This window comes from Pseudonocardia sp. OZ21, from assembly GCF_059359135.1.
This window is the reverse complement of sequence record NZ_JCADBN010000017.1, coordinates 1-14484: the sequence shown is the minus strand read 5'-3', so window position 1 is coordinate 14484 and position 14484 is coordinate 1. Positions and strand designations below refer to the sequence as shown.

15 protein-coding genes are annotated in these 14484 nt (G+C 68.5%); 5 read left to right on the top strand and 10 right to left on the bottom strand.

Going from position 1 to position 14484, the window contains the following annotated elements:
• Window position 1: 1 nt before the first annotated feature.
• On the bottom strand, window positions 2-961 hold the full coding sequence (locus AC5L35_RS30280; protein ID WP_495063137.1) for a carbohydrate ABC transporter permease: 960 nt from the start codon (window positions 959-961) through the stop codon (window positions 2-4).
• 31 nt (window positions 962-992) lie between these two features.
• Window positions 993-2264 (bottom strand): ABC transporter substrate-binding protein, encoded by a 1272-nt coding sequence (locus AC5L35_RS30275; RefSeq protein WP_495063136.1) that lies wholly within the window; start codon window positions 2262-2264, stop codon window positions 993-995.
• A gap of 213 nt (window positions 2265-2477) precedes the next feature.
• On the opposite strand from AC5L35_RS30275, the gene AC5L35_RS30270 reads away from it, so the two are divergent.
• Window positions 2478-4016 (top strand): alpha-N-arabinofuranosidase, encoded by a 1539-nt coding sequence (locus AC5L35_RS30270; protein WP_495063135.1) that lies wholly within the window; start codon window positions 2478-2480, stop codon window positions 4014-4016.
• Window positions 4017-4019: 3 nt separating this feature from the next.
• Here the strand turns inward: AC5L35_RS30270 and AC5L35_RS30265 are convergent, their stop codons facing one another.
• The 5 genes from AC5L35_RS30265 to AC5L35_RS30245 form a co-directional block, all read right to left on the bottom strand.
• Window positions 4020-5024, bottom strand: coding sequence for a LacI family DNA-binding transcriptional regulator (locus AC5L35_RS30265; RefSeq protein ID WP_495063134.1), 1005 nt, complete (start codon window positions 5022-5024; stop codon window positions 4020-4022).
• A 158-nt stretch (window positions 5025-5182) separates the two neighbouring features.
• Window positions 5183-6178, bottom strand: a complete 996-nt coding sequence (gene yjfF, locus AC5L35_RS30260; RefSeq protein ID WP_495063133.1) for a galactofuranose ABC transporter, permease protein YjfF — start codon at window positions 6176-6178, stop codon at window positions 5183-5185.
• Window positions 6175-7212, bottom strand: coding sequence for an ABC transporter permease (locus tag AC5L35_RS30255; RefSeq protein ID WP_495063253.1), 1038 nt, complete (start codon window positions 7210-7212; stop codon window positions 6175-6177). The genes yjfF and AC5L35_RS30255 overlap by 4 nt, the downstream gene beginning before the upstream one ends.
• 1 nt (window position 7213) lies before the next feature.
• Complete coding sequence (locus tag AC5L35_RS30250) at window positions 7214-8734, bottom strand: sugar ABC transporter ATP-binding protein (RefSeq protein WP_495063132.1); 1521 nt, start codon at window positions 8732-8734, stop codon at window positions 7214-7216.
• Complete coding sequence (locus tag AC5L35_RS30245; protein ID WP_495063131.1) at window positions 8734-9744, bottom strand: ABC transporter substrate-binding protein; 1011 nt, start codon at window positions 9742-9744, stop codon at window positions 8734-8736. The genes AC5L35_RS30250 and AC5L35_RS30245 overlap by 1 nt, the downstream gene beginning before the upstream one ends.
• Window positions 9745-10129: 385 nt before the next feature.
• Between AC5L35_RS30245 and AC5L35_RS30240 the strand changes: the two genes are divergently transcribed.
• Both AC5L35_RS30240 and AC5L35_RS30235 read left to right on the top strand, forming a co-directional pair.
• Window positions 10130-10735: a TetR/AcrR family transcriptional regulator gene (locus AC5L35_RS30240; RefSeq protein ID WP_495063130.1), complete on the top strand. Its 606-nt coding sequence runs from the start codon at window positions 10130-10132 to the stop codon at window positions 10733-10735.
• Complete coding sequence (locus tag AC5L35_RS30235; protein ID WP_495063129.1) at window positions 10732-11331, top strand: GNAT family N-acetyltransferase; 600 nt, start codon at window positions 10732-10734, stop codon at window positions 11329-11331. The genes AC5L35_RS30240 and AC5L35_RS30235 overlap by 4 nt, the downstream gene beginning before the upstream one ends.
• Before the next feature lie 347 nt (window positions 11332-11678).
• On the opposite strand, the gene AC5L35_RS30230 is transcribed toward AC5L35_RS30235, so the two are convergent.
• From AC5L35_RS30230 to AC5L35_RS30220, 3 genes are all read right to left on the bottom strand, one after another.
• Window positions 11679-12245: a CHRD domain-containing protein gene (locus tag AC5L35_RS30230; protein ID WP_495063128.1), complete on the bottom strand. Its 567-nt coding sequence runs from the start codon at window positions 12243-12245 to the stop codon at window positions 11679-11681.
• Window positions 12246-12439: 194 nt separating this feature from the next.
• On the bottom strand, window positions 12440-12661 hold the full coding sequence (locus AC5L35_RS30225; protein ID WP_495063127.1) for a hypothetical protein: 222 nt from the start codon (window positions 12659-12661) through the stop codon (window positions 12440-12442).
• A 19-nt stretch (window positions 12662-12680) separates the two neighbouring features.
• Window positions 12681-13565 carry an alpha/beta fold hydrolase gene (locus tag AC5L35_RS30220; RefSeq protein WP_495063126.1) on the bottom strand — a complete coding sequence of 295 codons (885 nt, stop codon included), beginning with the start codon at window positions 13563-13565 and terminating at the stop codon, window positions 12681-12683.
• A 114-nt stretch (window positions 13566-13679) separates the two neighbouring features.
• Here AC5L35_RS30220 and AC5L35_RS30215 point away from each other — a divergent pair, with 114 nt between their 5' ends.
• Window positions 13680-13967: an ABATE domain-containing protein gene (locus AC5L35_RS30215; protein WP_495063125.1), complete on the top strand. Its 288-nt coding sequence runs from the start codon at window positions 13680-13682 to the stop codon at window positions 13965-13967.
• Between the two features lie 242 nt (window positions 13968-14209).
• Complete coding sequence (locus AC5L35_RS30210) at window positions 14210-14347, top strand: hypothetical protein (RefSeq protein ID WP_495063124.1); 138 nt, start codon at window positions 14210-14212, stop codon at window positions 14345-14347.
• The last annotated feature ends 137 nt before the right edge of the window (window positions 14348-14484 follow it).

The following is a 14484-nucleotide window of genomic DNA, read 5'->3' as shown; positions in this document are numbered from 1 at the left end:
CTCATCGTCCCTCTCCTCGGATCCGGCTGGAGAGCAGGTAGTTGACCGCGGCGATCAGGATGATCATCACGAACAGCGCGACGCCGATCGCCGAGCCGTAGCCGAACTCGTACCGGCCGAAGCCCTGCTCGTAGAGGAACAGCGTGAGCGTCTGGCACTGCCGGACGGCCCCGCACGTGAGGTTCGTCGTACGGGCGACCAGCAGCGGCTCGGTGAAGACCTGCAGCCCGCCGATCGTCGAGGTGACGATCGTGAAGATGATGATCGGTCGCAGCGCCGGGACGGTGATGTGGCGGAACTGCTTCCACCCGCCGGCGCCGTCGATCGACGCCGCCTCGTAGACGTCGCGCGGCACCGCCTGCAGCGCCGCCAGGTACAGCAGGGTGTTGTAGCCGCACCAGCGCCACGCGACCATCACGGCGATCATGAGGTGGCTGCCCCACACGGTCTGCACGAAGTCGATCGAGGAGATCCCGACCAGGCCGAGCAGCCAGTTCAGCAGGCCGTAGTCGCGGTCGAACATCTGCGCGAAGACGATCGCGGTGGCCGCCACCGAGGTGATGAAGGGGACCAGGATCGACATCCGGAAGAACACCGCGGCCCGCAGCCGGGCGTGGTTGAGCACGTGCGCCAATACCAGCGCGATCGCCAGCTGAGGGATGGTCGACAGCAGCCAGATCCTGATCGTGTTGCTCGTCGCGTTCCAGAACCGCGGGTCGGCAAGCATCCGGGTGAAGTTGTCGACGCCGGTGAAGGTCTGGTCGCCGATCGGGTTCCACTCGAACAACGCGATGTAGAACGTGGCCAGGAACGGGATGAGCCCGAACACCCCGAAGATCACGAAGAACGGCGCGATGTAGGCGTACGGCGCGATCCGCTCGCGGAACGGGAGGGTCCACCCCCCGACGCGCTTGGGCGCGCCGGGGGACGGAACCTGCTTGGCCGGCAGGGTCGCGGTCACGAGACCCACCCACGGTGGCGGCGCATCGTGGTTATTTCCCGACAGCCGTGCGGATGTTGTTCACGGCGTCGTCCCAGGCCGTGGCCGGGTTGCCCGAACCCTGCTCGACGTTGGTGAGGGCGTTGAGGAACTCCGAACCGATGGTGGCGGTATCGGGCCCCATGTGGAACGGCTTGATCCCCAGCACGGCCTGGGTGTAGATCTGCCCGGTCGGCGCGCCGGAGAAGAACGGGTCGGCCTGGTCGGTGAGCTTCGGGTCGTCGTAGACGGCGGGCGTGGTCGGCAGGGACCCGACGTCGAGGAAGTGCTCGAGCTGGCGCTGCGGCGACTGCATCTCCTTGATGTAGTTCCAGGCCGCCTCGGGGTTCTCGGCCCTGGCCGGGATCGCCAGGTAGCTGCCGCCCCAGTTGCCCGCGCCGCCGGGGATCGTCGCGACGTCCCACTTGCCGCTCGTGTCGGGCGCCGCCCGGCGGATCTGGTCCAGCATCCACGCCGGCGCGGACACGACCGCGAAGTCGCCGCGGGGCAGCGCGGCATTCCAGGCGTCGGCGCCGAAGGAGATCTTGGCCGAGATGCCGGCCTCGAGCGCCTTGAGCGTGGTGTCGAACGCCGCCTTGACCTCCGGGTTCCTGTCGTAGATCAGGTTGCCCGCGTCGTCGTAGTACTTCTGCGAGACCTGGTTGACGGCCTGGTAGAACACGCTGGTAGGCGCGTTGTCGACGAACGGCTTGCCGGTCGCGGCCACATACTTCTTGCCGGTCTCGATGAACGCGTCCCACGTCGGCCACAGCTTGGAGACCGACTCCCGGTCGGTGGGCAGGCCGGCCGCGGCGAACAGATCCGTGCGGTAGACGACGGCCATGCCGCCGACATCGGTGGGAATCCCGATGATCTGTCCGTCTTCCGCCGTCGCCTGCTCCATCACCCAGTCCAGGTAGTCGCCCTTCATCTGGTCGGCGCCGCGCTCGCGCAGGTCGAGGAAGTTCTGCGGCTGCTGCACGAACTTGGGCATGTCGTCGCCCTGGATGAGCACCAGGTCGGGCACCTTCCCGCCGGCGAGGGCCGTGGTCAGCGCCTGCGCGGTCTCCGTCGTGCTGCCGACCTCGGTCAGCTCGACCTTGATGTCGGGGTGGCTGCGTTGGTAGATGTCGACGTCGTGCTGCTGGTCGATCCCGCTGAACGACCAGAACTCGAACGACTTCGGATCGCCACCGCCACCGGATGCGGAGCCCGGTGAACAGGCCGCGCTCGCTGCGAGCGCGGCCGCAGCGAGCAGTACCAATGAGCTGGAGCGGAGTCTCACGACGATGTGCCTCCGGTCGAAAGTTTCGGATCGGGAGAGGAAGAGGCGTTGCGCTCGATGCGTGGCGTGACTGTAATGAGCGACACAGTATAACGTCAAACCTACCCAGACGAGACCCTCGGATTGGCCGGGCTTTTCCGAAAGTTTCGGCGAATCTCCGCGCGCATCCCGCTATCCCTGCCGCTCGCATCGCCGACCACGTGAGGAATGTTCATGCCAACGTCGACCGCCCGCGCCGTGATCGACCTCGACGTCACGGGTCCGACCATCAGCAGGCACCTGTACGGCCACTTCGCCGAGCACCTCGGCCGCTGCATCTACGGCGGGTTCTGGGTGGGCGAGGACTCACCGATCCCCAACGAGAGCGGCCTGCGGCTCGACGTCGTCGAAGCCCTGCGCGCGCTGGAGATTCCCAACCTGCGCTGGCCGGGGGGTTGCTTCGCCGACGCCTACCACTGGCGCGACGGCGTCGGCCCGAAACAGGATCGCCCGGTCATGGTCAACTCCTTGTGGGGCGACGTCGAGGAGAACAACCACTTCGGCACCCACGAGTTCCTGGCGCTGTGCGATCTCCTCGGCGCCGAGCCCTACGTCAACGGCAACGTCGGCTCGGGGACCGTTCAGGAGATGAGCGAGTGGGTCGAGTACCTCACCCGCGACGGCGACTCACCGATGGTCCGGCTGCGCAAGGCCAACGGCCGCGAGAAGCCGTGGAAGGTCCCGTTCTGGGGCATCGGCAACGAGGCGTGGGGCTGCGGCGGGCACATGCGCGCGGACACCTACGCCGACCTCGCGAGTCGCTACGCGACGTTCCTGCACAACCACGACGGCAACGAGCTGTACCGGATCGCCGCCGGTGCCGCGGACGACGACCTCGCGTGGACCGAGGCCCTGATGAAGGTCGTGAGCTGCCTCGGCTGCACGAGCCGACCTCGCGGCATCTTCGAAGCCATCTCGTTCCACTACTACTCGTTCGCCGGCGACGGGATCTCGAAGGGCTCGGCCACCGAGTTCACCGATGAGCAGTACTACCGGACGATGCTCAAGGCATCCGACATCGATCGCGTGATCGCCGGCCACAGCGCGGTGATGGACGCCTACGACCCACAACGGCGGGTCGGGCTGGTCTGCGACGAGTGGGGCACCTGGTGGGAGGCCGAGCCGGGAACCAACCCGCGCTTCCTGTACCAGCAGAACACCCTGCGCGACGCCCTCGTCGCGAGCCTGCACTTCGACATCTTCCACAAGCACGCCGCCCGGCTCCGGATGGCGAACATCGCCCAGACCGTCAACGTGCTGCAGGCGATGATCCTCACCGACGACGACGGCGGCCTCGTGCTCACCCCGACCTACCACGTGTTCGCGATGAACAAGGGCCACCAGGACGCCGCATCGGTACCGGTGCACCTGGTCGAGAAGCCGGCTGCGGTGACGATGGGCGACGACGAACTCGACCCCCTGTCGGTCTCCGCCAGCACGAAGGACGGCAAGGTGCTGGTCTCGCTGAGCAACCTCACGCTCGACACCGACACGACCGTGCGGCTCGACCTGCGCGGCCGGGTGGTGACGGCCGCCCGGGCCCGGATCCTCACGGCCGACAAGCCACAGGGCCACAACTCGGCGACCGCGCCGGACACCGTGGCCCCGGCCGACCTCGACGTCACGCTGCGACCCGGAGCGCTCGGGGCGGCGGAGCTGATCGCGGTGCTGGCGCCGCACTCGTTCGCCACGGTCGAGCTGTACCTGGAATGACGGTCAGGGACGTCGGGTGGTTTCCCGCTCCACGATCCGTGGTTCCGGCATGACCACCCGGGCCGCCCCGCCGACCGGCGGTGCTTCGATCCGCTCCATCAGCAGCGCACAGATCGCGTCCGCCATCTCGTCGTTCCCGGGCTCGACGGTGCTGAGCCCGGGAACGGTGAACCTGCTGTCGTCGAGGTTGTCGAACCCGATCACCTGGACGTCCTCAGGGACCCTGCGGCGAGCCTCGGTCAGAGCGCGCAGCGCACCGACCGCCGCCGAGTCGGTCAGAGCGAAGACCGCATCGAACACGACATCTCGACCGACCAGATCCCGCACCGCTGCGTGGCCGTCGTGAACGCCGAACCCGCAGGAGACGATCAGCTCCTCGCAAACCGCCGTACCGGTGGCTGCGTGCGCGTCCCGATATCCGCGTGTCCGCAAGCCCGGCATCGTCTCCTCCGGCACCCCGACGACGCCGCCGAGCAACGCGATCCGCCGCGCGCCGGAGCGGATCAGGCGCTCGGTCGCCATCCGTGCGCCTCCGACGTTGTCCATGATCACGTGGTCGAACCGTGCCGGAACCGCCTTCTCGCCGAGCAGGACGACCGGCGTGTCGAGGCTGAGCCGATCGAGGTCGGCTACCTCGCCCGCGACGACGCTGAGCACGAACCCGTCGTAGCCGGTCAACCGCGGCGCGGTGAGGGCGTCCAGCTCAGCCACCCGACTTGCGCCCGTCTTCTCCACCGCCAGCCGCATCCCGTGAGCCGCGAACCGATCCGCCAGCCGCTCCGCGAGTTGGGCGTAGTAACCGGGCGCGAAGCTCGGCACGGCCAACCCGATCGCCCCGGTCCGGCCCATCCGCAGGTTCCGGGCGGTCCGGTTGACCTGATAGCCGAGCTCGGCGATCACCGCCAACACCCGCCGCCTCGTCGACTCGCTCACCCGCTGCGACCGCCCGTTGATCACATTCGAGACGGTCATCGTGGAGACTCCCGCGCGGCGGGCGACGTCGGTCATGGTCACACCGCTCCACCGACGTCCTGCGGCTCCGTTCACTCTCCACCTTCTCGCCCGACCGTCCGGCAGAGACTACGCATCCCCACCGGCGCCGGTGCGCCGTCTCTTCCCCCTCCTCCGTTCGGCATCTCGAGCGATCCCTGCACTCCTGGCAGCCGTCAGCCGAAGCCGCGTCTCGCCAGCACCCGCTGCAAGACCACGAAGACCAGCAACAGGAGACCGATCACTATCCGCGACCACCAGGAGCTGAGGGTCCCCTCGAACGAGAGGATCGTCTGAATGGTGCCGAGCACCAGCACGCCCAGCACCGAGCCGAGCACGAACCCGGAACCTCCGGTTAGCAGCGTGCCCCCGATGACGACGGCGGCGATCGCATCGAGCTCCATTCCCACGGCGTGCAGGCTGTAGCCCGAGAGCATGTAGAAGGTGAACAGCAGCCCGGCGAGCGCCGAGCAGGCCCCGCTGATCACGTACACGCCGACGCGTGCCTGTGCCACTTTCAGCCCCATCAGCATCGCCGACTGCGGGTTGCCGCCGACGGCGTAGACGGTCCGCCCGAACCGGGTCAGGTGCAGCACGTACACCGCGATCACGACCACGACGATCGCGACGAGCACGCTCGGGCTGACGAACAGCTCGTCACCCAGCGGCACCGCGGTCTGGGCGACCGTGCGGAACAGCGGGTCGTCGATCGGGATCGACTCGACGTCGATCACGTAGCACAGGCCGCGGGCCAGGAACATCCCGGCGAGCGTGACGATGAAGGGCTGGATCTCCAGGTAGTGGATCACCGCGCCCATCGCGAGCCCGAAGACGGCCCCGCCTGCCAGCACCAGGAGCATGACGAGGGCCGGCGACCAGCCGGCGCGCAGCAGCGCGGCGACCACCATCGTCGAGAGGGCGACGACCGACCCGACCGACAGGTCGATGCCCCCGGTGAGGATCACGAACGTCATCCCGACGGCGAGCACCACCAGGAACGAGTTGTCGATCAGCAGGTTGAGCAGCACCTGCCCGGACGCGAAGGACTCGTAGCGCAGCCCTCCCCCGGCGAACATCAGCACGAACAGCGCGAACGTCACCACCACGGGCAGGAAGCGGGTGGGCACCCGGCGCCCGGCCGCGTGCCGCACCCGCTCGGCGAGCGCGGTCACCGCCCGCTCCCCGCGGTCTCCGCCGGGACAGCTGGCACTGCCGGCGGCGGGGCGTCGTCGCGGCGGCGGCGCCGTCGCAGCAGCGCGCGGACCTTCGGTGCCTGCGCCAGGAACACGAGGATCACGACGAGCGCCTTGAACACCAGCGACACCTCCGGCGGGATGCCGACCGAGTAGATCGTGGTGGTCAGCGTCTGGATCGTGAGCGCGCCCAGCAGCGTGCCGGCGATCGAGTACCGCCCGCCGGCGAGCGACGTGCCGCCGATGACTACGGCGAGGATCGCGTCGAGCTCCAGCCACAGGCCGGCGTTGTTGGCGTCGGCGGCGTTGACGTTCGAGCTGATCATCAGACCGGCCACGGCCGCGCACAGCGCCGCGAAGACGTAGACCGTCCAGACGATGCTCTGCGAGCGCACGCCTGCCAGCCGGCTGGCCTCGGGGTTGATTCCGACGGCCTCGACGAGCGTCCCCAGTGCCGTGCGCCGGGTCACGAGCGCTACCAGTGCGTACACCGCGGCGGCGACGACCACCGTCAGCGGCACGGCGAGCAGCGCGCTGCCGCTGATCCCCGCGAAGAACCCGTTGTTCACGGTGATGATCTGCCCGTCCGTGACGAGCTGGGCGAGCCCGCGGCCTGCCGTCATCAGCACGAGCGTCGCGATGATCGGTTGGATGCCGAGCCGGGCGACGAGGAACCCGTTCCACGCGCCGAGGGCCGCCGCCAGCGCGAGGGCGAGCCCGATCCCGGCGAGCGCGGTGGCGGGGCTCGCCGGGTCCGGGCTGCTCGCGATCCACGTGCAGGCCACGGCGCCGGAGATCGCGACGACCGTGCCGACGGACAGGTCGATGCCGCGCGTCGCGATCACCAGCGTCATGCCCAGTGCGGCCAGCGCCAGCGGGGCGCCGTTGTGCAGGATGTCGATCAGGCTGCCGTAGAGCCGGCCGTCCTGCAGGCGCACGGCGAAGAAGCTCGGCGTCACCGCCAGGTTGAGCAGCAACAACGCGACGAGCGGCCATATCGGTCTGCGCAGCAGGTCACGCACGGGCGCCTCCCCCGGTGGCGATCAGCTCCATGACCCGATCCAGTTCGACGTCCTCCCCTGCCAGCTGCGCGACGGGCCGGCGATCGCGCAGCACCAGCACCCGGTCGGACAGGCGCACCACCTCGTCCAGTTCCGCGGAGATGAACACGACGGCGGTGCCCTGGCGCGCCTGCTCGGCCACGAGGGCCTGGATCTGGGCCTTCGCGCCGACGTCGATGCCCCGGGTGGGCTCGTCGAGGATGAACAGCCGGGGCTGTGTGATCAGCCACCGCGCCAGCAGCACCTTCTGCTGGTTGCCGCCCGACAGGTTGCCCAGGAGGGCATCGGGGTCGGCAGGGCGGATGTCGAGCAGCTCGATCCAGCGCCGCGCGAGGTCGTCCTGCTTGCGTCGCGGGATGCGGCGCATCCAGCCGCGGGAGGCCTGCATGGCGAGCACGATGTTCGCCCGTACCGACAGGTCCGCCACCACGCCCTCGGCCTTGCGGTCCTCCGGGCTGAAGGCGATCCCGGCGTCGATGGCGGCCCGCGGCGTGCGCAGCCGCACCGGGCGCCCGCCGACCCTGAGCTCACCGGTGTCGGCGCGGTCGGCGCCGAACAGCAGCCGGGCGAGCTCGGTGCGCCCCGAGCCGAGCAGTCCGGCCAGGCCGACGACCTCCCCCGGCCGCACCGCAAGGTCGACCGGCTCGACGGCGCCCCGGCGCCCGAGCCCTGTGGCCGCGAGGACCGGGGGCTCGGTGTCGGCGGCCGGTTCGGCGGGGGCTCGGTCCAACTGCTCGAGCACCTCCAACTCGCGCCCCACCATCGCCGAGACCAGCTGCCTCCGGGAGATGTCCGCCGTGGCGTACTCGCCGACCAACCGGCCGTTGCGCAGCACGGTCATCCGGTCGGAGATCTCGAAGACCTGCTCGATGAAGTGGGAGACGAACAGGATCGCGACGCCCGACTCTCGCAGCCGACGCACCACTCGGAAGAGCTCCGCCACCTCGGTCGCGTCCAGGCTCGAGGTGGGCTCGTCGAGCACCAGCACCCGTGCCTCCACCTCGACCGCTCGGGCGATCGCGACGAGTTGCGCCACGGCGATGGAGTGGGCTCCGAGCGGCGAGGACGGGTCGACGTCCAGGTGCAGCCGGCCCAGAACCTCGGCGGACCGCCGCCGCACGCGGCGCCAGTCGATGCGACCGGCGCGGCGCGGCTCGCGTCCCAGGAGCAGGTTCTCGCCCACCGAGAGGTTCGGGCAGAGGTTCACCTCCTGGTAGACCGTGCTGATCCCGGCCGCCTGGGCCGCGGCGGGCCCGGCGAAAGCCACCTGCTCGCCCCGCACCCGGATCTCCCCGGCGTCGACCGGGTGCACGCCGGTGAGGGTCTTGATCAGCGTCGACTTGCCGGCGCCGTTCTCACCCATGAGGGCGTGCACCTCGCCCGGGTGCAGCCGCAGGTCCACCGACTGCAGCGCCTGCACCGGCCCGAACGCCACGGAGATGCCGGTCATCTCCACCAGGGGACTGCGCTCCATCAGTACTGCCGGCTCGGCAGCGCAGCCTTCGCGGCCTCGGCGTCGAAGGTGGTCTCCTCGGTGACGACGCGCTGCGGCACCTCCTCGCCGGCGGCGACCTTCTTCACCAGGTCCATCAGCTGCGGGCCGAGCAGCGGGTTGCACTCGACGATGTAGTTGATCTTCCCGTCGGCCAGCGCCTGCATGCCGTCCTTGACGGCATCCACCGTGATGATCTTGATGTCGGTGCCCGGCGCCTTGCCTGCGGCCTCGATCGCCTCGATCGCCCCCAGGCCCATGTCGTCGTTGTGGGCGTAGAGGACGTCGATGTCCGGGTGCGTCTTGAGGAACGCCTCCATCACCTGCCGCCCGCCGGACCGCGTGAAGTCACCGGTCTGCGACGCGATCACCTTCAGGTTCGGGTTCTGCGCGATCGTCTCGGCGAAGCCCTGCTGGCGGTCGATCGCCGGCGCCGACCCCGTGGTGCCCTGCAGTTCCACGATGTTGACCGGCCCGCTCGCGCCCGCGGCGTCCTCGATCAGCCACTGCCCGGCCTTGCGGCCCTCCTCCACGAAGTCCGAGCCGAGGAAGGTCTTGTAGAACGTGGTGTCGGTCGAGTCGACGGACCGGTCGGTGAGGATCACCGGGATGTTCGCGCGCTTCGCCTCCATCAGCACGGTGTCCCACCCGGACTCGACGACCGGGCTGAAGGCGATCACGTCGACGCGCTGCTGGATGAACGAGCGAATCGCCTTGATCTGGTTCTCCTGCTTCTGCTGGGCGTCGGAGAATCGCAGATCGATCCCGGCTGCCGCCGAGGCATCCTGGATCGACTTCGTGTTCGCCGTCCGCCAGCCGCTCTCGGCCCCCACCTGGGAGAAGCCCAACGTGAGAGGCTCCCCGCCGGCGCCGGCGCCGGGGGCGGTAGCGGCTCCCCCGCCACCCCCGCCGCCGCAGGCGGCGAGTACGAGCGCGGCAGCCGCGAGAGCGGCCAACTTCCCGAGTGCGGGCAACGTCGTCCGCGTGCGCACAGTGTGCCTCCCAGGCGTCGTCTTCAGTGTGACGTACATCCCATCGGCGGCCACTGTGAGCGCTAACATGGCTCGGCGTCAAGGCTCCGCCGGTCACGACCCGGCAACCGTCGTTCACGCTCCGGCGCGGTCGGCGGCCCTTCCGGTGCGACGGCGAACTCGAGCGAAGCGACGGCGACGTGCGGGCGTCCGGCGAGCGGGCGCGGCCCGGCCCGAGCCTCCTGGTGCGGGTCAGCAGTCCCAAGTCCACGCCGCTCGAGGCGCTCGCACGGATGATCCGGCCGCGGTCGGCCGCGGTCCGCTCCCGTCATGACAGCCCGCACGGCCGACTGGAGCAATCCTCAGGGTATAGTGAACATCCGTTCATTCTATTGAGGTGGGGTCTATGGCCAGATCGACGGAGCAGAACGAGGCGATGCGGACCGCCACCCGCACCCGCATCGAGGTCGCCGCGACCACCCTGTTCGCCACCAACGGCTTCGCCGCCACCAGCGTCCGTGACATCGCGGTGGCGGCAGGCATCAGCACCGGCCTGCTCTACCGGCACTATGCGAGCAAGGACGAGCTCTTCGAGTCCCTCGTCGGCCAGGCCGCGACCGGCCTCGGTCTCCAGGCCGAGCGGTTCGCCGCCGGCACGGATCCGGCAGCCACGCTGACCGAGTTCACCGCCGAGTTCCTGACCGGCCTGGCCGGCGAAGGCGCGTTCGCGGAGTTCTTCCTGCTGATGGGCCAGTGGTACGTGCGGCCTGCCCTCCCGGCCGGTGCCGGGCTGCTCCGCGATCGGCATGCAGCCATGTTCGCGGCGGCCAGGGACCTGGTCGAACGGGGCCAGCAGCTCGGCCAGTTCCGGGCCGACGATCCGAACGAGCTGACCACCTGCTACTTCGCCGCCCTCAGCGGTCTCGCGACCATGCGCGCGACCCTCGACGAGAACTTCACCCTCCCCCGACCCGGCACCGTGATCCGCCTGGTGCTCAAGGAGTCCCCATGATCGACATCGTGCCCGCCACCGATCTGGGCGAGCCGTACCGGCGCGCGATAGCCGATGTCTTCGCCGACGGGTTCGGTCACGATTTCCGCCGCCTGTCCCGCAACCGCGAGCGGCTTGCCGACGCCTTCGCCCACATGCTCAACCTCGACGTCTTCTGGGTTGCGGTGGTGGAGGGCGAGCCGGCAGGCATCACGGCGCTCACCGACGGCGCGCAGTTGGCCGTCCGAGCCGATCGCGCGGAACTGCGCCGCCACCTCGGCCTGATCAAGGGCACCATCGCCGACCGGGTCTTCAGTACCGAGTTCTCGCAGACCATGCCGGAACCGCTGGCGGACGACCGGGCATCGCTCGAGTTCGTCGCCACCGCGGTGAGGTTCCAGGGCCGCGGCGTCGGCACGGCCCTGCTGTCCTATCTGCTCGCCCTGCCGCAGTACCACGGATACCTCATCGAGTCCGTGGCCGACACCAATGCCGCAGCGCTGCACCTCTATCGCAAACTGGGCTTCACCGAGTACAAGCGCGTCCCGGTCCGGCACACCTGGATGACCGGCATCAATGCCTACGTCTCTCTGGAGCTCGTCCAACCGTCGAACTGATCGGCGCCGTTCGAGACCCTCGCATGGCCGGCCACCGCCGGAGACAGCTCGATCGACCACCCCGTTCGGCGGCGCATCAGCGCCGGACGGTGGACGCACTGCTACGACTGTTGACCGAGGAGCGGTAGCTCCCGAGTTCCCCCGAACCGGTCCGGCCCGAGTTCGCCCGCCACACGGACACTTTGCTCACCACAATCACCACGTTCGCCGGGGCACGACAGACCGCTGAGTGAGTTCTACAGACGCGATGCTTCCTTCAATGGCGCAGATGCATTGTGCCCCGCAGGGTCCGGGCCCTGCGGGGCACAATGCATCTGAGAGGAAGTTCCCTGCCGCTGGTATTACAACTAGAGCTGGCCGCGGATGGCGCCGCCGGGGAACTCGGCGGTGTGCAGGTTCACGTAGAACTCGTTGGGGTGGGTCTCGATCTGCCGCAGGAGGGCCTGGTTGGTCACCCTCACCGAGCCGGTCACGGTGCTGCGCCCGGCGGGCACCTTCTTCATGAAGAACGGAACCACGACGGGGCCGTCCTTGCCGACCGGACCCTGGTGGATGTGACCCTCGGTCGGCGCGCTGATGCCCTTCCAGGAGAAGAAGTACGTGACCACGTCACCCTGGATGCTCACCCGGGCGGTTCCGCTGCCGTTCCTGTCACCGGCCTTCTTGGGGCCACTCGCGACCCGCACCTCGTTCGTACCCTTCATCACGGTCGAGAAGTGCCACGCCCTGGCCGCGTCGTTCCGCGAACCGCTGGTCAAAGCCGTCGGCACGACCGCCGCGGTGCTGACCGTCGTCGCGGCGGCCGCCGGTTGTGCGGCCGCAGACGTTCCGGTGAACCCTGCGAGGGCCAATCCGGCGACCGCGACGGTGGCGGCCGTCCCGACCAGGACACGTCGGGTCAGGCTGCGAATCATGTGGATCCTCCTGTTGATGAAGCGATGCCCGGCGCACGGGCTCGCATGCCCAACACGCGCCGAGGTATCGCCGCGTTCATCAGGAAAAAGAGACAAGGGTCATGCTGCACGAGTCGGTCGGCCGTGTATTGTCGCCAATTCTGTTCAAGAACCAGACGAATGGACGGTAACCCATGAAAGGGTCGCTGACGCACTCAGCGGCGCAACCCGGGCCGATCATCGAGAATCGCCACCAGCAATAGTCGTGCCGGCGAGCTTCCGGACAGATGATCTGAAATCAGGCGGTGCATCAGCCCGGCGTGGCGACGGGTGACCGAGCGCCCTGCTTGGCCGAGGCCACGTTCTCCGACCATGATCTGAATCGGCACGTCGAGCTGTTCTTCGCGCTGGTCGACCCGGTTGACCTGATGGAACACCGAGTTGATGCCGTCGTCCTCAGCCGAGCTTGCGCTCGAGGAAGTCGAGGATCAGCGGGAACACCTCGTCGGCGCGGTCCTCGAGCAGGAAGTGTCCGCTGTCGAAGACATGGAACTGGATGTCGTTCAGGTCCCGCTTGTACGGGTGCGCGCCGGCTTCGGGGAAGATGACGTCCTTCGAGCCCCACACGATGAGCGCGGGCGGCTGCTTCGCCCGCAGCCACTCCTGCACGGCGGGGTAGAGGCGCGGGTTCGTGCCGTAGTCGAGGAAGTAGTCGAGCTGGATCTCGTCGTTGCCCGGTCGGTCCATGAGCGCCTGGTCGATGATCCAGTTGTCGGGCGAAATGCGCGAGAGGTTCGCCATGCCGTCGGTGTACTGGAACTTGGTGGTGTCGATCGTGAGCAGACCGCGCAGCGCATCGCGGTTCTCGTCGATCTGATCGGCCCAGTAGCGCTTGATGGGCGCCCAGAAGTCGTTGTCGAGGCCCTCGTCGTAGGCGTTGCCGTTCTGGATGATGAGCGCCGTGACCGCATCCGGGTCGGCCAGAGCCAGACGCCATGCCGTCGGCGCGCCGTAGTCGAACACGTTGACCGCGTACCGGGTGACCCCGAGGCGCGTGAGGAGCTTCTGCACGTAGAGCGCGGCGTTGTCGAAGGTGTAGTCGAACTCCGTGTGTGCCGGCGCCGAGCTCTGACCGTAGCCCGGGAGATCCGGGGCGATCACGTGGAAGCGGTCGGCAAGGTACGGGATCAGGTCGCGGAACATGTGCGACGAGGTGGGGAAGCCATGCAGCAGCAAGACAACCGGCGCGTCCTTCGGCCCGGCCTCGCGATAGAAGACGTTGAAGTCGTCGAAGTCCTCCGACTTGTACTCGACGACGGGAACGGGCGGTGACGTGGTCATGGTGACTCTCCTTGTGATGTTGACGAAGATGCTCACCGCGTCAACTATCTAAACGCAAGTGAACGGCAAGAACCGTAAGTATCGATTATCTTACCTGTCTGGTATGATCTGTGATTGCTCGAACGACTGCTCGTCGGGGAGCCGCCCTCCCTCGACCTGGTGAACATGGAACGGGTCGATCACGGCAGGAGTGTCGATTTCCTCGACGATCCCGACGCCGCCGACCCCTGGTTCCGGGGGGTACGGCTTCATCCCGATCAGGAAGATCTCGATGCGCCCAGGAGTGCGCGCGCGGCGATCAGGCGATGCCTGGATGCCCCGGACCCGGCAGCCGATGACGACCTGAACGCCGTCCTCGTGCTCGGCTACGACCGAACCAGCATGACCATCACATCAGTGTGAATGCACGTACGGTTTCGTGAATCGCGCAGCCGGCCTTTCCATCGCGCTTGCGGGTGCCGAGGGGCATGACGCGGGCCGGGAACTCGCCCCGAGCGACGAGCTCGCGTCCATGGCTGCGCGAGATCCCAGCGCGGCGCACGCCTGCGGGACAGGAAGCGCGACCGCAATCACAGGTCCAGAGTGGGTCAGCTCTGGTACCCGCCTGCGTCGCGGAAGACGGCAAGCCCCCGGCGCGCAAGCTGGTGAAGGCCCGGCTCCTGCCGGACCTGCACGACCGGCTCACTGCCTACGCGGAGAAGACCCACAGGTCCCTCAGCTCGGCGGCCGAGCACCTCATCGCGCTAGGCCTCGATTCCGAGGACCGCAAGACCGACTCGTGAGATTTCGTGAGATCCGGGCCTGCCGGAAAGCAGTCAGAGCCCTGATCCACCGAAGTGAATTGAACCGCCCCGGCTTGTCGGGAGACCTACGGGGTTGAGTGGCCGGCCTCGGCGAGGGCGGCGTGTTGACGGTAGTG